Source organism: Chimaeribacter arupi, from assembly GCF_002858805.1.
GTDB lineage: Bacteria > Pseudomonadota > Gammaproteobacteria > Enterobacterales > Enterobacteriaceae > Chimaeribacter > Chimaeribacter arupi.
The window spans coordinates 1-17,947 of sequence record NZ_PJZI01000055.1; the positions used below are offsets into that span (position 1 = coordinate 1).

Below are 17,947 nucleotides of genomic sequence, written 5' to 3' on the forward strand. Positions count from 1 at the left end.
CACCCAAGGCGCGGGGATGCAAGGGGCGCGCGCCTACGCGCCCCTTGCGCGGTGGCGGCAGCGGAGCCGCAGAAAGAATGCAGGCGTATGCCAACGCAACAAACCTCAATCCAAAGAATTAATCCATCGCACATAAACAACCGAAACATGCCACTAACCTACAAAAGAAACGCCACCGCACATCAACAACCGAAACATGCCACGTCACCAATGAGGGCGGCTTATCTGCCGCCCTCAGATGACTCACTCCTCTGGATGCGCTTTCAGCGCCCTCCCCGCAAACTCCCGCAAATTAAACAGCGTCTCTGCGCTGCGCTGGTCACGGTTATCCGGCATCCCGAGCTTCTTACGCAAGGCGATAAAATCATGCATGGAGGCGGCGTTCACCTGCTGGATCGGGATGTTAAGCTGGGTCGCCAGCAGCAGGATGCGGCAGTAAGAATCGACGTTCTCCAGCTTCCAGTAGGCATCCTCCACATGGTTGCCCCAGACGATCACCCCGTGGTTTTCCATGAAAATACACTGGTGATCCGGGGAGACCGACCCGACGTTCTCCGCATTCTCCGGCGTGCCGGGCGTCGCGTATTTCGCCTGCACCACTTCACCGAAGAAAATGTCCGGCTCCGGCATAATCCCGGTCGGCGGCACCGTGCCGGTGATGACAAACGCATTGGCGTGCACCGGGTGGGCGTGAACGCAGGATTTCGCCGCCGGTACGCGGCTCATAATGCCGAGGTGCGTTTTGATCTCGCTGGTCGACGGGCGCTTGCCCGCTTTCTGGCGGCCCTGCATGTCCACCAGGCACATATCATCCGGCGTCATAAACCCTTTGCTGATAAGCGTCGGGGTGCAGAGCACCAGATTGTCGCCCACGCGCACCGAGATATTGCCGCCGTTGCCGTCCACGTAGTCCTTCTGCCACATCCGCTGGCCGATGGCGACGATCCGCTGCTTGATGACCTGAAGCGCATCGCTGTAGAAAAACTGATTCACCTCTTGCGGGGTCTGCGGGTCTTTGCCCTCTTCCCAATGGAATTCCAGTGTCGGTAACGGCGGGGAAATTGACCAATCAGATTGACTCATCGCTCTACTCTCTTTGCTGTGTGACAGGGGCCGCGCACCGCACGGCAGTTAACCCATGCTAAGCAGAAAGCCGGGGCGCACTATCTTCACGCCGTGAAATGCCCCTTTTACCCATCACGATGTGACCTGAATCACAGTAAATCGCGGATTTTTCCCGGCCTGTTTCCCCGCTGCCCTGCCCGCTTTCCCGGCAGCGGCGGCAAAACGGGAACGGCGGCCCGATTGGTCAGCCCGGCGTTCTCTGCCATAATGGGCACATCCCCGATTTTTGCCCCGGCCTGCCGATGGCGGGCCGCGCTGCCGTACAACGGAGTCATTCATGTCCTCAGAACACCCGCAACACCCCCCTGTTTCCGGCCTGCTTTCGCTGGATGATGCCCTGGAAAAGATGCTCTCCCAGGTGGCGACCCAGTGCATCGCCACCCGCGTGCCGCTGACCACCGCCGCCGGACGCATCACCGCGGCGGATGTCACCTCGCCGGTGCAGGTGCCGCCATTTGATAACTCGGCGATGGACGGCTACACCGTGCGCCTGGCTGACCTGGACGCCGGGGTGCTGCCGGTCGCCGGTAAGGCATTTGCCGGTAACCCGTTTGAGGGGGAATGGCCGGCCAACACCTGCCTGCGCATCATGACCGGCGCCCCGGTGCCGCCGGGTACTGAGGCGGTGGTGATGCAGGAACAGGCAGAGGTCACTGAACAGGGCGTGCGCTTTACCGCGCCGGTGAAAGCCGGGCAGAACATCCGCCGGGCGGGTGAAGATATTGAACAGGGTGCCGTGGTGCTGCGCGCCGGGGTGCGGCTGGGCGCAGCGGAACTGCCGCTGCTGGCGTCGCTTGGCGTGACAGATGTGGCAGTGTATGAACCGCTGACGGTGGCGGTTTTCTCCACCGGTGATGAGCTGCAACCGGTGGGCACGCCACTGCAACCGGGCCAGATCTACGACACCAACCGGTTCGGCGTGCGCCTGATGCTGGAGCAGCTCGGCTGCACCGTGGTGGATTTAGGCATCATCCCGGATGACCCGCAGGCGCTGCGCAAGGCGTTCCAGCAGGCGGATGCGGCGGCCGATCTGGTGATCAGCAGCGGCGGCGTCTCAGTCGGCGAAGCGGATTACACCAAAACCATGCTGGAGGAGCTGGGCGAAATCGGCTTCTGGAAACTGGCGATCAAGCCGGGCAAACCGTTCGCTTTTGGCCGCCTCAGCCATGCCTGGTTCTGTGGCCTGCCGGGCAACCCGGTCTCCGCCGCGCTGACCTTCTACCAGCTGGTGCAGCCGCTGATCGCCCGTCTCACCGGCCACACTGCCTGGCACCTGCCGCCCAGCCTCAGGGCGCGCGCCGTCACCCCGCTGAAAAAACAGCCGGGGCGGCTCGATTTCCAGCGCGGCATGGCCTTTACCGATGAGCACGGCGAACTGGCGGTGCGCACTACCGGCCATCAGGGGTCGCATGTCTTCAGCTCCTTTGCCCAGGCCAACTGCTTTATTGTGCTGGAGCGTGAGCGCGGGTCGGTGGCGGAAGGTGAGTTCGTCACGGTTCAGCCGTTCAACCGCCTGCTGGGGGGCTGAAGATGCTGCCGGAACTGAGTGATGAGGAAGCGCTGCGTTATAACCGCCAGATTGTGCTGCGCGGCTTCGATTTTGACGGCCAGGAAAAACTGAAAGCCGGCCATGCGCTGGTGATTGGCCTCGGCGGGCTGGGCTGTGCGGCCGCGCAATACCTGGCGGCGGCCGGTGTCGGCACCCTGACGCTGGTGGATTTCGACACCGTGGCGCTCTCCAACCTGCAACGCCAGACGCTGCACAATGACGCGCGCATCGGCATGGCGAAAGTGGATTCGGCGGCGCAGGCGCTCACGGCGATCAACCCGCACGTCCGGCTGCATGCGCTTAACCGGCAGCCGGATGATGCCGCGCTGGCCGCGCAGGTGGCGCAGGCCGATGTGGTGCTGGATTGCAGCGACAACGTTGCCACCCGCGACCAGCTCAACCGCGCCTGCTTCCAGGCGCGTACCCCGCTGGTTTCCGGCGCGGCGATCCGCATGGAGGGGCAACTGAGCGTCTTTACCTACCAGCCGGATGAGCCTTGCTACCGCTGCCTGAGCCGGTTATTCGGTGAAAACGCCCTGACCTGTGTAGAGGCGGGCGTCATGGCACCGCTGGTCGGGACGATCGGCAGTTTACAGGCGATGGAAGCGATCAAACTGCTCACCGGGTACGGCACCCCACCCACCCACCGGGTAGTGCTGTTTGACGCGATGACCACCCAGTTCCGTACCCTGAAACTGCCCAAAAACCCACAATGCGAGGTGTGCAGCAGCAAAAACTGAGATCGTTTCCCGCTAAAAAAGCACAAAAATCAGCCTGATCAGTTCATTTTTCATTCTGGCTCCTCTATGCTTGAGCGCGATGAATATGTCACAGCCTAAACCTCAGTGCGGTGAATATATCGAGGCATAACTGAGTAAAACGTTCGATTTCCCGTGCACTTCATACAGGCCAGAGGAATTCCGTTGAAACTGATTATCCAGATACCCTGCTACAACGAGGCGGGAACGCTTGCCTTAGCCCTTTCCTACCTGCCCCGTCAGGTGCCGGGTTTTGACCACGTGGAGTGGCTGATTATTGATGACGGCAGTCAGGATGAGACCTGCCGCGTGGCTCAGGAAAATGGGGTCGACCATATTATCCGCCATACCGGTAACCAGGGGCTGGCCCGCGCCTTTATGACGGGCCTGGATGCCTGCCTGGCGCTGGGGGCGGATGTGATTGTTAATACGGATGCTGATAATCAGTATGACGCGCGGGACATTCCCGTACTGACGGCACCGGTACTGGCGCATCAGGCTGAGATGGTGATCGGCGCGCGCCCCATTGCCACCATTGAACACTTCTCACCCTGTAAAAAATGGCTGCAAAAACTCGGCAGCTGGGTCGTCCGGCTCGCCAGCAAAACCGATATCCCGGATGCCCCCAGCGGTTTCCGCGCCATCAGCCGTACGGCGGCGCAACGGCTGATTGTGTTCAATGATTACACCTACACGCTGGAAACCATTATCCAGGCCGGGCAGAAGAACATGGCCATTATGTCGGTGCCGATCCGGGTCAATGAGGATTTACGCCCTTCCCGGCTGGTCAAAAGCATGGCCTCCTACATTAAGCGCAGCATCATCACCATTGTCCGCATTTTCATTATTTATCGTCCCTTCCGGTTTTTCAGCGTCATCGGCATGGCGTTGTTTGGCATTGGTTTTTTAATCGGCCTGCGTTTTTTGTGGCACTTCGTCCAGGGGGAGGGCCAGGGTTATGTCCAATCCCTGATTCTGGCCGCTACCCTGCTCGGCATGGGCTTCCAGACGCTGTTGATCGCGTTCGTCGCGGACTTGCTGGCGGCGAACCGCAAGCTGCTGGAGGACATCCGCTACAAAACCCAGTTACATATCCAGGAAGAGACGCACCCGGTGCGACCGGGAAATGTGCAGGGTGACACACGGGAGCCACCCCTTCCGGTTACCCCAGAAACACGTCATGAGAACAGGAACCACTATGGGCATTAAAATCGCCGGCGGCAGTCAGGAAAACGGCATTGTTATCGGCAATACCTTTGATAAATACGGCTCTTCCAACCCGGTGGTGAAGTGGATGATGGCCGGGTTTGAGGGTGCGCTTACTGACCTGGTAACCCGTGCTGCGCCGCGCTCTATTCATGAAATCGGGTGTGGTGAAGGCTATTGGGTATTGCGCTGGCAGCAGCAGGGCATTGATGCCCGGGGGTGCGATTTCTCCACCCAGGTGATTGATCTGGCGCAACAGAATGCGGCTGAACAGGGCTACGCGGGTTCACTGTTCACGGCCCGCAGTATTTATGATGTGCAGGCCCCGCAGGACAGCGCGGATTTGATTGTCTGTTGTGAAGTCCTGGAACACCTGGAAGACCCCGAAGCCGGATTGCAGGCGTTGCAGCGTATTGTGAGCGGCCACCTGATTATCAGTGTGCCGCGTGAACCTTTATGGCGTGTCCTGAATATGGCCCGCGGCAAATACCTTGGGCAGTTTGGTAATACGCCGGGCCATTTGCAAAACTGGTCACAGCGGGGGTTCATCCAGTTAGTCTCACGTTATTTTGAGGTCGAAGACGTCAAGCGTCCGCTGCCCTGGACCATGTTGCTCTGTACGCCACGCCGATGAACCCTGCCTTAAAACGCACCCTGAACTGGGCAGGCAGTGGGCTGGCCCTGCTCGGCACGCTGTTTGTCGGCCAGCGCTTGTGGCACTACGGCAGCCAATTGGACCCGGCGCGGTTTGGCCCGGCAGCCTGGCTTGGCATGGCCGCAGCCGCCCTGGCCTACGGTGCCGCCAACCTGCTGCTGGCCTTCGGCTGGGCACAACTGTTGGCCTGTTTTCATCAGCGCTGCCGCCCACGCTGGGTGGTGGGGATCTATGGCGTGACGCAACTCGCCAAGTACCTGCCGGGCAACATCTTCCATTTTGCCGGACGGCAGGCCCTGGGCATGGCCGCCGGCCTGCCCGGCGGCGCATTGGCCAAATCAACGTTATGGGAGCTGGCCCTGCTTTGCGCCGGGGGGGTGCTGTGCGGATTGCTGGCACTGCCCTTGCTGCTGCCGTGGTTGCCCCCGGCGGCAGCGGCCCTGCTGGCCCTGGCTGCCTGGTTCATGGCCTCTGTCCTGTTGCGGCGTATCAGCCCCCCTGAGCGCGCTCCCTTACTGTGCACCGCCCTGCTGTACTACAGCCTGTTTTTGCTGATTGCCGGGTTGCTGTTTTGCGCCGTACTGGCCGGCACCATTGTGCCCGCGCCTGCACCGTTACTGCCGTTGTTACCCTCATTATGCGGGGCGTATGTGCTGGCCTGGCTGGCAGGCCTGGTAACGCCCGGCGCCCCGGCCGGGGTGGGCATCCGCGAAATGGTACTGATTTTCCTGTTAAAAGGTGTGGTGGCTGATCCGGATGTGGTGATGGCGGTCCTGGCCGGGCGCCTGATTACTGTCGCCGGGGATGTGTTGTTTTTTGTGGTTACCGGTCTCTTTTGCTCACCTCGAAGGATACGACCTGCATGATACACGCTGTCTCATTGCGCACGGCGCTGCTGCCCGAACGCTGGGTGGCCTTTGGTGTCGCCTTTATTACGTTGCCTTTTATCCTCTGGACGGTTGCCCTGCATGCCGCCACCTTTGGCGGGCTGCCCTGGCAGTCACTGAGCCGCGGTTTCCTCTATGCATTGCCGCTGACGCTGGCGCTGGCTGCCTGGGGTGCCTGCGCCTTCAGCACCGTTTACCTGCATGCGCGCCCGGCGCTGCCGGCATGGCAGGCACCCGGACTGGCCGGGGTCATGATTATTCTGATCACGGCGCTGGTGCTGTTCTGGGTGCCTGACTATCGCTGGCGCTTTTGCACCGTCGTTATCGGCCTGCTGTTGATCGCGCTGACCAAACGTCGCCAGCCTGCGGCGGCGCTGACACCCGACCCACTGCTGCCGGCCCGTGCCTGGCAGAATGGTGCGCTGCTCGGCATGATGCTGATCGCGGTTATTCTGACGCTCATCGCGTACCGCTCTGACTACGATGATTCCCATTTCATCCAACTCGCCGACCAGACGTTACGCCATCCTGCCCTGGTGCCGCTCACGTTTGATACCACACTGGGGTCGGTTTCTCCCCATTTCCGTTTTGCGCCCTACCGTATTGCGTCGTATGAAACGTTTATCGCCTGGCTCGCCACCTGGAGCCACCTGCCGCGGTTCACCGTTTACTACCTGCTGGTACCGGGCATCAGCGCGGCGCTGACGGTGGGGGTCGCCTTTTTGTTCAGCCGGTTATTCCTGCCGCGTAACGGGGCGGTGCTGGCCACTGCGCTGTGTGTGCTGTTGCTGTTTGCCTGGGGAGAATCCCATATTGCGTACGGCAACCGGGTATTTGTCCGGTTGTTTCAGGGCAAAGCGCTGCTGATCGCCCTGACCACGCCCTTAACGGCGATTACCGGCCTGCTGTTGCTGAAGCGGCCTGCGCTATGGCGCACCTTGCCGCTGGCCGCGGTGCATATTATGACGCTGGGCGTCTCTTCATCGGGGCTGGTACTGACCGTCTTTACCAGTGTGCTGGTGGCGGCCTGCGCCCTGGATAAACCGCTAAAGCAGGCGGTCCGTTTCTGGTTCTTCCTGGGTATCGCGCTGATTTATCCGGCCATCTTTGTGTTCTGGCTGAAGTTCATCACTCCCTCCGGCATCTCACTGGCAGACGTCGGCACTTACCTGCCCATCAATGCCTCATTGGGGCTGGCGCGCCGTGATGCGCTGTCACTGCTGGCCCTGCTGCTCGGCTGCAGTGTCCTGGCCTGGCGGCGCGGTACGCTGAGCTACCTGCTGTTTACCGTGACGACGTTGCTGATGATTTTAAACCCCTGGTTTGCAGACCTGCTGGCCCAGGTTTCCGCCCGTAATATGAGCTGGCGGCTGGCCTGGGCCGCGCCTGTGCCGCTGCTTGTCAGTACCGCCCTGGCGGCGGCCATCACCGGCGGGGGGCGTTTTCTGGCCGGTGCATTGCTGGGCTGTGCGGTATGCGTGGCTTTCCTGTTAGGCGGGCGCTGGACCCTGGCAGCCGGGAACGGCACACAACTTCATTGGCCCTCTGCCAAGCTGCCGCCCCAATATCAGACGGCGGTGCACCTGATGGCGCAGCTCGACAGGCTGCACCTGCAGGGTAACCTGTTGACTGACAGTGCCATTGCAGCCTTTGTGCCGCTGTTAAAACCTGACTTTGGCCTGGTGATGCCGGGCCACACCTACCCGGTGATGCTGCAAACCATCCTGCCGCCTGAAGAGTTTGCTGCACGGATGCGCCTGTTTAATGCCATTAACACCCCACAGCCCCACCTGGCAGCCCTGGAAACAGAGATGCGGCGTTTCCATGTTCAGGTGGTGATCGTCAATGCGGCCCTGCAACCTGCGGCGTTATTGTCCCCGGCAGGGAAGGCGGCCGGGTTCAGCCTGACCCGCCTGGCGGAAAGTGATGGCTATGCCATTTACCAGGTAAATTACCGTGAACAATAAAACGCGTACGCTGGCCCGCCGGCTCTGGCCCCTTGCCTGTTTTGTTATCAGCCTGCTGGTGTTGCACCCACGCCTGACCGCCACCCCCATCGTGGCAGACGGTTATCAGAATCTGAGTATCGCCGTTAATATCGTGCAGCACGGGGTTTTTTCCAGTGCCCCTACGTCCCTGCCGGACATGGTTCGCGAACCGGCATGGCCTGCCCTGACGGCAGGGCTGCTGTGGCTGACGGGCCATGCCTCCACACCGGCAGAGGTGCTCGCCGGCCAACATGCCCTGTTGTTTAAACAGATTAACCTGGTGTTTTATGCCCTGCTCATCACGGCCATCTGTAGCCTGATCTGCCACCAGTTACGCAGCCTGCCTTACGCCATACTGGGGCTGGCGCTTTCGCTGCTGGTTTTTTACACGACGCCACGGCTGTTTAATTACTATAACAACGAGGCACCGGCGGCATTATTGTTGTTTATCGCCTCCCTGTTTTTGTTCCGGTTACAGCAACAGCCCAGGACAGGCACGGCAGTGGCGGCCGGCCTGGCGCTGGGGTTACTGGCGTTAACCAAAGCGCAATTCCTCTACATCCCTCTGGTACCGTTACTGATACTGGCATGGCGATACCGGCGTCACGCTGCTGTGGCGGCCGGGGTCTTTTTGTTGGTTGTCACGCCCTGGATGGTGCGCAATGCCCTGTTGTTTGATCACTACACCATTGCCGAGCGCGGTAAAACGGTGGCGGCGGTGCGGCTGATGTTAACGGTGGCCCCCAGCGGCAGCGAATATCGCTGCATGGCCTATGCGTTTTCCCACCCCAGCCTGCGTCCGGCGGCGGGAAAGATTACCGGCATTTCCGCACAAGATTTTTTGCGCCATGGCCGTTGTGAACGCCTTAACCGGGAAATCTGTTTTGATATGGGCACAGAGCGGGTTCCCTGTACGCCTTTTGCCGGGGATCTGCCGCCGGCGCCCTGGCAACAACGCGTCCAATATTTCTATCGGGGTTTTGCCGCCGGCGAAGAGATGGAAGCCGGGCGGTTACGGTTTGCTGATATCACCCCGCTTAATGGGCACCTGATCAGCCGTTATCTGATCACACTGCCGTTATTTGCCTGGCGCGGTATGGGATTCAGCGGGTATCCGCTCCTGAGCATTGCCCTGACGTTGTCCCTGTTTGCGCTCTGTTTCACCCGTTACCGGGCCTTTAGCCTGCCGGCCGCGACCGCCCATCTGTTTCATCTGGCGCTGACACACAATATCCCGCGTTACCATATCGCGGAACTGGGCGTGATGCTGGTAGCTGCCGTGTGGCTGACAGGGCTGTCCGGTCAGTGGATTGTCCGAAGGCTTCTCCACGGTAACGTGCCCTGACCCCGCTCACTCATCGTACAGCCCTTCGTTCCGCACGGCGGTGTGGGCTTTATGCGGGCGGATGCGGCGCACCGAGTCCCGCACCACCAGCGTGCCGTTCAGCAGCAGGTTCCCGACCGGGGCCTGCGGGCGGATCAGCCGTTGTTGCAGCAGATGCACCGCCTCGCTGCCCAGCTCATCCCGCGGGACGTGCAGTGACGTGAGCGGCACATCGTGGATCGCCGCCAGGTTAAAGCCGTCGATGCTCATCACGGAGATGTCCTGCGGCACCCGCAGCCCGGCTTTCTGCAACGCACTTACCGCGCCCGCGGCCATAAAATCCCCGCCGACCAGCCACGCACTCGGCCACCGGGCGCGCGGTGTCTCCGCCAGAAAATCGCTGATAAGCTGCTCACTCTCCCTGGCACTGAAACTCTGGGCGCTGATCAGGTGCTGCGCCTCATCAAACGGCAGATTATGCGCCTCCCAGGCGTCGCGGATGCCCGCCAGCCGCAGTTCCATCGTGTAGCGCCGTAAACAGAGCAGATTGACCACCGCCTTATGCCCCTGCTCAAACAGGTAAGCCGCCGCGTATTCGCCGATCAGCTGGTGATCCGGTGCCACACCCGGCAGGCGCATTTTCCGGTCACGGCAGTTGATCAGCACGCAGGGCTTGCCGATGTCCGCCGCCAGATCGTGGATGTGCGGGTCATCAATACCGATCAGGATCGCGGCTTCCGTCGCGGCGTCATGCATTTTGCTCAGGAACAGGTTGGCGTCACTGCCCAGCTCCTCCAGCGGGCAGTAGCGCAGCCGCACCTCATGCGCGGCCAGCGCCTGGCTGATGCCCTGCATCACCCGGTAATAAAACACATCTGACCGCTCATCAAACGCCCGTTGCGGCGCAAACACCACCAGGCTGTTGATCAGCAGCCGCCCGGCCGCCATGCCCTGCAATACCCCCTGCGCCTGCGCACAGGCCAGCACTTTCTGCCGCGCCGTGTCGCTGGTGTTGGCTTTCCCGGCCAGCACCCGCGAGACCGTACTGATCGACAGGCCGGTTTGCGCCGCGATCTCAGTGATTTTTAGCTTTTTATCCATTTTGTGATCTGTGCCTGATTTGCCGATGAAAAAATTTTCACCCACCTTTATGCCCGTGTTTATCTGCTTTGCCGCGATATTTGGCGGCTGTTTTCCGGCGTGGTGAAAAAATTTGCAGAAAATCCGCTGTTGGTCAGTTTATAACTCGATTAGGCTCAATCTGTCGAACACCTTTTGTTCTGCTTACCCTAAAAATTCCTATAAAACACAGAATATTCAAAGCATTAAATAAATACCCCCTTGCTAAATGCTGTTATACCAATTCCGAATGCTACCGCACCTACGTGGAGAACAAGAATGAGTCATGGCATAAATCAGGATGTGGCCGCCGTTACGGCGAAGCGCACTTTCCGTCACCTGCGGTGGTGGGTGCTGGTGCTGTTTCTGCTCGGCGTCACCATTAACTACATTACCCGCAACTCGCTCGGCATCCTCGCGCCGGAACTGAAAACCAGCCTCGGTATCACCACGGAGCAATACTCCTGGATCGTCGGGGCCTTCCAGCTCGCCTACACCCTGTTCCAGCCGATTTGCGGCTGGCTGATTGACGTGATCGGCCTGAAGCTCGGCTTCCTGATCTGCGCCACCGTCTGGGCGGTGGTCTGTATGCTGCACGCCGGGGCCGGCAGCTGGCTGCACCTGGCGATCCTGCGCTTCTTTATGGGCGGTGCGGAAGCCGCTGCCACCCCGGCCAACGCCAAAACCATCGGCGAGTGGTTCCCGAAAAAAGAGCGGCCGATTGCGGCAGGCTGGGCGGGCGTGGGCTTCTCTGTCGGGGCGATGCTGGCCCCGCCGATCGTCTACTTCGCCCATGTGTCGTTTGGCTGGCAGGGCGCGTTTATGTTTACCGGCGGGCTGGCGCTGGCCTGGGTGGTGCTCTGGTGGCTGTTCTACCATAACCCGGAGCAGCACCCGCGCCTGAGCAAAGATGAGCTGACGTTCATCAAGCAGGATAACGAGCCGCCGGCGGTGAAGCTGCCGTTTATCACTGCGCTGAAAACCGTGGCAAAAAACAAACGCTTCTACGGCATCGCCATCCCGGCGTTCATGGCCGAACCGGCGTGGGCGGTGCTGAGCTTCTGGGTGCCGCTCTACCTCGCCAATGAGCGCGGCATGGACCTCAAACAGATCGCCATGTTCGCCTGGCTGCCGTTTTTGGCCGCCGACCTCGGCAGCGTGGCCAGCGGTTACCTGACCAAACTCTACGTCCGCGTCTTTGGTTGCACCCGCACCAACTCGGTGGTGGCCAGCTCGGTGACCGGTGCGTTCCTGATGCTCTCCCTGGCGCTGGTCGCCACCACGGAAGATCCGTATGTCGCCATCGCCCTGATCTCGGTCGGCGGCTTCGGCCACCAGATCATCTCCTGCATGTTGAGCGCACTGGTGGTGGACTCCTTTGACCGCGGGCAGATGGCCACGGTGAACGGGATGCGCGGCTCGGCCGCCTGGATCGCCAGTTTCCTGTTCTCCTTGCTGATCGGCGTGACCGCTGACCAGATTGGCTTCAACCCCCTGTTTATTGCCATGGGTTTCTTTGACCTGATTGGCGCGGTCTTCCTGATCGCTTTTATTGCTGAACGCCGCACCGCGCGTGCCTGAAAGGGAATGTAACGATGAAAACGCTGAAAAACTGGTCACTGCTGACCGCCGATGACCACCACGTTGAGTTAGCCGTCGACGGCAGCCACCGCCTCTGCCTCTATGTGCTGGACACCGGCCTGTTCCGCGTGCTGATTAAACGCCGCAACCAGCTGGCCCTGGATCGCACCTGGAGCATCGCCCCGGATGGCGATGTGCCGTGGGAAGGCCGCGCGCGGGAGAGCGTGGCGGGCTTTGCCCTGCCGGGCTTCACCCTGGAGGAGCAGGACGGGACGTTGTGCATCAGCACAGAGAGACTGCGCGTGACGGTGCACCAGCCGCTGTGGCTGGAGTGGCACTACCGGGATGAGGCCGGGGCGTGGCAGCTGCTGGCCAGCGACCGGCCAACCAGCGCTTACCTGCTCAACGCCCACGGTGACGGCGTGGCGCACTACCAGCGCCGCTTCAAAGAGGAAGCCTATTACGGGCTGGGCGAGAAAGCCGGGCCGTTGCAGCGCACCGGCAAACGTTATGAGATGCGCAACCTGGACGCGATGGGCTACAACGCCGCCTCCACTGACCCGCTCTACAAACATATCCCGTTTACCATCACCCGGCGGCCGGACGTCAGTTTCGGGCTGTTTTATGACAACCTCAGCAGTTGCTGGCTCGACCTGGGCAACGAGCTGGATAACTATCATCTGCCTTTCCGCCGCTGGCAGGCGGAAGCGGGTGATATCGACTACTACCTGTTCCTCGGCCCGCAGGTGCTGGATGTCACCAAAGCCTTTGTGCGCCTGACCGGCAAAACGCTGTTCGGCCCCAAATGGAGCCTGGGCTACAGCGGCTCCACCATGCACTACACCGACGCGCCGGACGCCCAGCAGCAGCTGATGCACTTTATCCGCCTCTGCCGCGAGCAGGCGATCCCCTGCGACTCGTTCCAGCTCTCCTCCGGCTATACCTCGATCAACAACAAGCGCTACGTGTTCAACTGGAACTATGAGAAAGTGCCGCAGCCGGAAGTAATGACGCAGGCGTTCCATGACGCCGGGCTGAAACTGGCGGCCAACATCAAGCCGTGCCTGTTGCAGGATCACCCGCGTTACCAGGAAGTGGCGGAGCGCGGGCTGTTCATCCGGGATTCAGAGCAGGCCTGCCCGGAGCGCTCCAGTTTCTGGGATGACGAAGGCTCGCACCTTGATTTCACCAACCCGGATGCCGTGGCCTGGTGGCAGCAGGGCGTGACCAAACAACTGCTGGAAAAAGGCATCGATTCCACCTGGAATGACAACAACGAATATGAAGTGTGGGACGGCGAAGCGCGCTGCCACGGGTTCGGCCGTGAGATCGCCATCAAGCATATCCGCCCGGTGATGCCGCTGCTGATGATGCGTGCGTCAATGGACGCACAACAGGCGTTCGCGCCGCACAAACGCCCCTACCTGATCTCCCGTTCCGGCTGCGCCGGGATGCAGCGCTACGTGCAGACCTGGAGCGGCGACAACCGCACCAACTGGGAGACGCTGCGCTACAACACCCGCATGGGCGTCGGCATGAGCCTGTCGGGGCTGTACAACGTCGGCCACGACGTCGGCGGCTTCTCCGGCGACAAACCGGGGGCGGAACTGTTTGTGCGCTGGGTACAGAACGGCGTGATGCACCCGCGCTTTACCATCCACTCCTGGAATGATGACCACACCGTCAACGAGCCGTGGATGTACCCGGCGGTGACCCCGGCGATCCGCGAGGCGATTGAGCTGCGCTACCGGCTGCTGCCCTATTTCTACACCCTGTTGTGGCAGGCCCACGCGGATGACGAGCCGATGCTGCGGCCGACTTTCCTCGACCATGAGCATGACGCGCAGACCTTTGCCGAATGCGATGAGTTTATGCTGGGGCGCGATCTGCTGGTGGCGAGCGTGGTGGAGCCGGGGCAACGCCAACGCAGCCTGTGGCTGCCGGACAACCACAGCGGCTGGTATGACTACCACAGCGGCCAGTGGTTCAGCGGCGGCCAGCAGGTGACGCTGGATGCCCCGCTGGAGCGGCTGCCGCTGCTGGTGCGCGCCGGGGCCGCCCTGCCGCACAGCGCCCGCCTCACCCATGTGGACGCCCAGGCCGACAGCGTGCGTGAGCTGAAACTCTACCCGCTGCGGGGAGAAGGCGTCTCCCACGGCAGCCTGTTTGAGGATGACGGCGAATCCTGGGGCTACCAGCAAGGTGACGCGCTGTGGCTGACATGGGAAATGGCCTGCACCGCCACCGAGATCCAGCTCACCTTCCAGCGCAAAGGCCGTTACCAGCCTGCCTGGCAAGAGATTGCCCTGACCCTGCCGCCGGGTGAAACCCGCCGCCTGCGGGTGGATGGCGTGGAGAGCCGGGTCTGGCGCCTGTAAGCCGGGCCTGAATGGCAGGCATAAAAAAGCCGGGCCTGAATCGCCGCCATAAAAAAAGCCGGGCAGATGCCCGGCTTTTTTGTGCGCGTAAAATCAGGCGTAGATGCCCTGGCTGCGCAGGTAGTCTTCGTAGGTGCCGCCGAAGTCGATAACCTTGTTCGGGGTGATCTCCAGCACGCGGGTCGCCAGCGAGCTGACGAACTCCCGGTCATGGGAGACGAAGATCAGGGTGCCTTCGTACATCTCCAGCGCCATGTTCAGTGACTCGATCGACTCCATGTCGAGGTGGTTGGTGGGTTCGTCCATGATCAGCACGTTCGGTTTGCGCATCATCAGCTTACCGAACAGCATACGGCCCTTTTCACCCCCGGAGAGCACTTTGACCTTTTTCTTGATGTCGTCCTGGCCGAACAGCAGGCGGCCGAGGATGCCGCGCACCGCCTGCTCGTCATCTTTGTCCTGCTTCCACTGGCTCATCCAGTCAAAGACCGTCATGTCCACGTCGAAATCTTCCGCGTGGTCCTGCGCGTAGTAGCCGATGTTGGCGTTTTCAGACCATTTCACCGTCCCGGCATTGGCCTCGATGTCACCCACCAGCGTTTTCAGCAACGTGGTTTTACCGATGCCGTTCGCGCCCAGTACCGCGACTTTCTCGCCCACTTCCACCATCAGGTTGAGGTTCTTGAACAGCAGCCCCTCATCGTACCCTTTGGAGAGTTCCTGCACTTCCAGCGCGTTACGGAACAGCTTTTTGTCCTGCTCGAAGCGGATGTACGGGTTCTGGCGGCTGGAGGCTTTGACTTCATCGAGCTGGATTTTGTCAATCTGGCGCGCGCGCGAGGTGGCCTGCTTGGATTTGGAGGCGTTGGCGCTGAAGCGGCTGACAAAGGATTGCAGTTCGGCAATCTGTGCCTTTTTCTTGGCGTTGTCAGAGAGCAGGCGCTCACGCGCCTGGGTGGCGGCAGTCATGTACTCGTCATAGTTGCCCGGATACACGCGCAGCTCGCCGTAGTCCAGGTCAGCCATGTGGGTGCAGACCATGTTCAGGAAGTGACGGTCGTGCGAAATGATGATCATGGTGCTGTTACGTTCGTTCAGCACCTGCTCCAGCCAACGGATGGTGTCGATGTCCAGGTTGTTGGTCGGTTCGTCGAGCAGCAGGATCTCCGGGTTGGAGAACAGCGCCTGCGCCAGCAGCACCCGCAGTTTGAAGCCGGGGGCGATTTCGCTCATCGGGCCGTAATGCTGTTCTACCGGGATGCCGACACCCAGCAGCAGTTCACCGGCGCGGGCTTCGGCGGTGTAGCCATCCATTTCACCGTAGGCCACTTCCAGGTCAGCCACTTTGTAGCCGTCCTCTTCGCTCATCTCGGCCATCGCGTAGATGCGGTCGCGTTCTTCTTTCACCTGCCACAGTTCGTCGTGGCCCATGATCACGGTGTCCAGCACGGAGAAATTCTCGTAGGCGAACTGGTCCTGGCGCAATTTACCCAGGCGTTCGTTCGGATCAAGGAACACGTTGCCGCTGCTCGGCACCAGATCCCCGCCGAGAATTTTCATAAAGGTGGATTTGCCGCAGCCGTTGGCGCCGATCAGGCCGTAACGGTTGCCGCCGCCAAATTTGACGGAAATATTTTCGAACAGCGGCTTGCTGCCGAATTGCATGGTGATGTTGTTAGTACTTAACACAACGCTCGCTCTTGTCTGGGAATGTGATGAGGCGCGCATTATGCCATAACCGGCGGGCGGGGTCGCGCATCGTTTTGGTTGTTTTTCGCGCAACAAACAGAAAACCCGGCCGGAGCCGGGTTTTGCGGGCAGGGGAACGGGGATCAGAAGCTGTAGCCGATCACCGCGTAGTAGCCCCAGCCGGTGGACTTGACGTCAAAGTTGCCGTTGCCGAAGTTCAGCTCGGTGCCGTCCTGCCATTGGCCGCCGTTATGGAAGTAACGCGCCACCACAGAGTAGTGCCAGTGGGCGTAGTTCAGCGCCAGGATATGACTGGAGGCGATGGAGTTGCTGGTCCGGGATTTGTTGCCGTTTTCGTTGAGGTCAGAACCCCAGTCGAAGTTGGTAAAGCCGATGTAGCTGAAGTGGCCGCCCCACAGGTCGCCCAGCGGCAGGAAATATTTGACCTTGAAGCGGTAGCCGTCCCAGCTGTTTTCGTTGGCGGCGCTGTAGTTTTCCCACTGGTATTTGGCATAGACGTTCAGCGAGAGGTTCAGCGGGGTATGGGTATCGATGTCGGTGCCGAGGCCCATATACCAGGTGTTCTGGCGGTTATCGCTGTCCGGGCCGAGGTCGAAGATATAGTTGTTGGCGAAGTACCACTCTTTGAACGGCCCAAAGCTCAGGTCAGTGCCGGTGAGTTTGTCGATGGAGAAGCGCGGTTCAATCTCCATAAACAGCGGTGAGCCGTTTTTGTCCCAGATGCCGGTATCGTTGCTGTTGCCTGCGCCGAACGTTTTCGGCACATCGAGGTAGCCGTAGAAGTCGAACCAGTCTTTATGGGCGAAAGCTTCATATTCCAGGTAGATATCGTTATTCAGCCGCGGCCCGAAGCGGGTGTGATAGCTGCCCACCACATTGACGCTCTGTTTCCACCAGTCAGAGAGGTATTCCCCCTGATCGCTGGACCCGACATTGGATTCAGCCAAAGCGGTAGCGCTGTAAGAGAGGGCGATCAACGCGCCCGCGGCGAAAAGACGATTTTTCATTGTGGTTACCAGTGCGTGAAGGGGGGCGTTTCCCTGCCGGGTTGGGGAGGTGTCAACCAACAAAACCCGCGGCGGCAGCGTCATTAACGATCATTGCTGTCAAACATTCCGCGACCGGTTTACCGCCGGAACTTCAGAACATTCTTAAGTGTCATGATTTCGTAACTTAATACGCGATTGTGTCAACAAATGTCAATTTGAGTTGCAATGTTATGCATTTATTTCGTGATCTTGCTCACATATCGTTAATGGCCGTAAAGATACGGATTTTTAACGGTTGCGCAATCGGTTACTTAGAAAAAGTTGAATTTGGGGTAACAAGGGAGGATTTTTTAATCAACACCGGCAACTAAAGGGATATTGAGACAGGCTGAAGGAAGAGAAACACAGAACACACAGAACACAAAAGGCTCTCCCCTACTCTTTCCTTACGTACCAAAAGGTTTGCAGTCTGGTGGGGGCGTAAAAATCATTGCTGAGTGAGCCGCAGGGCCGGGCGAGCACACACGACGTGTGCGAGAGGTGCAGTCACGCCGGGAGCGTGTCTGCACCGGCCCGAAAAGCCCGGAGGTGAAACGAAGGGACCCGCTACGCGGGCAATGATTCAGCCGGGGCACCGAAAGCGCGCGGGTGCAGGGCCGGCGCGCCGGCAGGCCCTGC

At 60.3% G+C, this 17,947-nt stretch carries 13 protein-coding genes; 9 read left to right on the plus strand and 4 right to left on the minus strand.

The features are described from left to right. Positions 1-243: 243 nt before the first annotated feature. Positions 244-1,083 carry a class II aldolase/adducin family protein gene (locus CYR52_RS21360; RefSeq protein ID WP_072925942.1) on the minus strand — a complete coding sequence of 280 codons (840 nt, stop codon included), beginning with the start codon at positions 1,081-1,083 and terminating at the stop codon, positions 244-246. 319 nt (positions 1,084-1,402) lie between these two features. On the opposite strand from CYR52_RS21360, the gene moeA reads away from it, so the two are divergent. The 7 genes from moeA (at position 1,403) to CYR52_RS21400 (ending at position 9,513) form a co-directional block, all read left to right on the plus strand. Further along, a complete protein-coding gene (moeA, locus tag CYR52_RS21370; protein ID WP_101829387.1) occupies positions 1,403-2,653 on the plus strand; it encodes a molybdopterin molybdotransferase MoeA in 1,251 nt (416 codons plus the stop codon). Positions 2,654-2,655: 2 nt separating this feature from the next. Next, positions 2,656-3,414 carry a molybdopterin-synthase adenylyltransferase MoeB gene (moeB, locus tag CYR52_RS21375; RefSeq protein WP_101829388.1) on the plus strand — a complete coding sequence of 253 codons (759 nt, stop codon included), beginning with the start codon at positions 2,656-2,658 and terminating at the stop codon, positions 3,412-3,414. A gap of 183 nt (positions 3,415-3,597) precedes the next feature. Then, positions 3,598-4,641 (plus strand): glycosyltransferase family 2 protein, encoded by a 1,044-nt coding sequence (locus tag CYR52_RS21380; RefSeq protein ID WP_101829389.1) that lies wholly within the window; start codon positions 3,598-3,600, stop codon positions 4,639-4,641. Continuing rightward, positions 4,631-5,272, plus strand: a complete 642-nt coding sequence (locus CYR52_RS21385; RefSeq protein WP_241522439.1) for a class I SAM-dependent methyltransferase — start codon at positions 4,631-4,633, stop codon at positions 5,270-5,272. The genes CYR52_RS21380 and CYR52_RS21385 overlap by 11 nt, the downstream gene beginning before the upstream one ends. Beyond that, positions 5,269-6,159: a hypothetical protein gene (locus CYR52_RS21390; protein ID WP_101829390.1), complete on the plus strand. Its 891-nt coding sequence runs from the start codon at positions 5,269-5,271 to the stop codon at positions 6,157-6,159. The genes CYR52_RS21385 and CYR52_RS21390 overlap by 4 nt, the downstream gene beginning before the upstream one ends. Beyond that, complete coding sequence (locus CYR52_RS21395) at positions 6,156-8,147, plus strand: DUF6077 domain-containing protein (RefSeq protein ID WP_101829391.1); 1,992 nt, start codon at positions 6,156-6,158, stop codon at positions 8,145-8,147. The genes CYR52_RS21390 and CYR52_RS21395 overlap by 4 nt, the downstream gene beginning before the upstream one ends. Continuing rightward, the gene (locus CYR52_RS21400) at positions 8,137-9,513 is read left to right on the plus strand and encodes a hypothetical protein (protein WP_101829392.1); all 1,377 of its coding nucleotides are present in this window, start codon (positions 8,137-8,139) and stop codon (positions 9,511-9,513) included. Before CYR52_RS21395 ends, CYR52_RS21400 begins: the two co-directional genes overlap by 11 nt. 6 nt (positions 9,514-9,519) lie before the next feature. On the opposite strand, the gene CYR52_RS21405 is transcribed toward CYR52_RS21400, so the two are convergent. After that, positions 9,520-10,593, minus strand: a complete 1,074-nt coding sequence (locus CYR52_RS21405; RefSeq protein WP_072925953.1) for a LacI family DNA-binding transcriptional regulator — start codon at positions 10,591-10,593, stop codon at positions 9,520-9,522. 297 nt (positions 10,594-10,890) lie between these two features. On the opposite strand from CYR52_RS21405, the gene CYR52_RS21410 reads away from it, so the two are divergent. Together CYR52_RS21410 and CYR52_RS21415 are read left to right on the plus strand one after the other, a co-directional pair. Then, the gene (locus tag CYR52_RS21410; protein WP_072925955.1) at positions 10,891-12,192 is read left to right on the plus strand and encodes an MFS transporter; all 1,302 of its coding nucleotides are present in this window, start codon (positions 10,891-10,893) and stop codon (positions 12,190-12,192) included. Positions 12,193-12,206: 14 nt separating this feature from the next. Then, positions 12,207-14,570 (plus strand): glycoside hydrolase family 31 protein, encoded by a 2,364-nt coding sequence (locus CYR52_RS21415; protein ID WP_101829393.1) that lies wholly within the window; start codon positions 12,207-12,209, stop codon positions 14,568-14,570. A gap of 93 nt (positions 14,571-14,663) precedes the next feature. On the opposite strand, the gene CYR52_RS21420 is transcribed toward CYR52_RS21415, so the two are convergent. Together CYR52_RS21420 and CYR52_RS21425 are read right to left on the minus strand one after the other, a co-directional pair. Then, positions 14,664-16,259, minus strand: a complete 1,596-nt coding sequence (locus CYR52_RS21420) for an ABC-F family ATPase (RefSeq protein ID WP_072925958.1) — start codon at positions 16,257-16,259, stop codon at positions 14,664-14,666. 143 nt (positions 16,260-16,402) lie between these two features. Further along, positions 16,403-17,287: a nucleoside-specific channel-forming protein Tsx gene (locus CYR52_RS21425; protein WP_072925960.1), complete on the minus strand. Its 885-nt coding sequence runs from the start codon at positions 17,285-17,287 to the stop codon at positions 16,403-16,405. Positions 17,288-17,947 lie beyond the last annotated feature (660 nt).

What these genes read in the sequence shown, in the direction of transcription:
- CYR52_RS21395 (WP_101829391.1), top strand. Translation starts at nt 6,156, where the DNA reads ATGATACACGCTGTCTCATTGCGCACGGCGCTGCTGCCCGAACGCTGG.
- CYR52_RS21405 (WP_072925953.1), bottom strand. Translation starts at nt 10,593, where the DNA reads ATGGATAAAAAGCTAAAAATCACTGAGATCGCGGCGCAAACCGGCCTG.
- CYR52_RS21425 (WP_072925960.1), bottom strand. Translation starts at nt 17,287, where the DNA reads ATGAAAAATCGTCTTTTCGCCGCGGGCGCGTTGATCGCCCTCTCTTAC.
- CYR52_RS21415 (WP_101829393.1), top strand. Translation starts at nt 12,207, where the DNA reads ATGAAAACGCTGAAAAACTGGTCACTGCTGACCGCCGATGACCACCAC.
- CYR52_RS21360 (WP_072925942.1), bottom strand. Translation starts at nt 1,083, where the DNA reads ATGAGTCAATCTGATTGGTCAATTTCCCCGCCGTTACCGACACTGGAA.
- CYR52_RS21410 (WP_072925955.1), top strand. Translation starts at nt 10,891, where the DNA reads ATGAGTCATGGCATAAATCAGGATGTGGCCGCCGTTACGGCGAAGCGC.
- moeA (WP_101829387.1), top strand. Translation starts at nt 1,403, where the DNA reads ATGTCCTCAGAACACCCGCAACACCCCCCTGTTTCCGGCCTGCTTTCG.
- moeB (WP_101829388.1), top strand. Translation starts at nt 2,656, where the DNA reads ATGCTGCCGGAACTGAGTGATGAGGAAGCGCTGCGTTATAACCGCCAG.
- CYR52_RS21390 (WP_101829390.1), top strand. Translation starts at nt 5,269, where the DNA reads ATGAACCCTGCCTTAAAACGCACCCTGAACTGGGCAGGCAGTGGGCTG.
- CYR52_RS21385 (WP_241522439.1), top strand. Translation starts at nt 4,631, where the DNA reads ATGGGCATTAAAATCGCCGGCGGCAGTCAGGAAAACGGCATTGTTATC.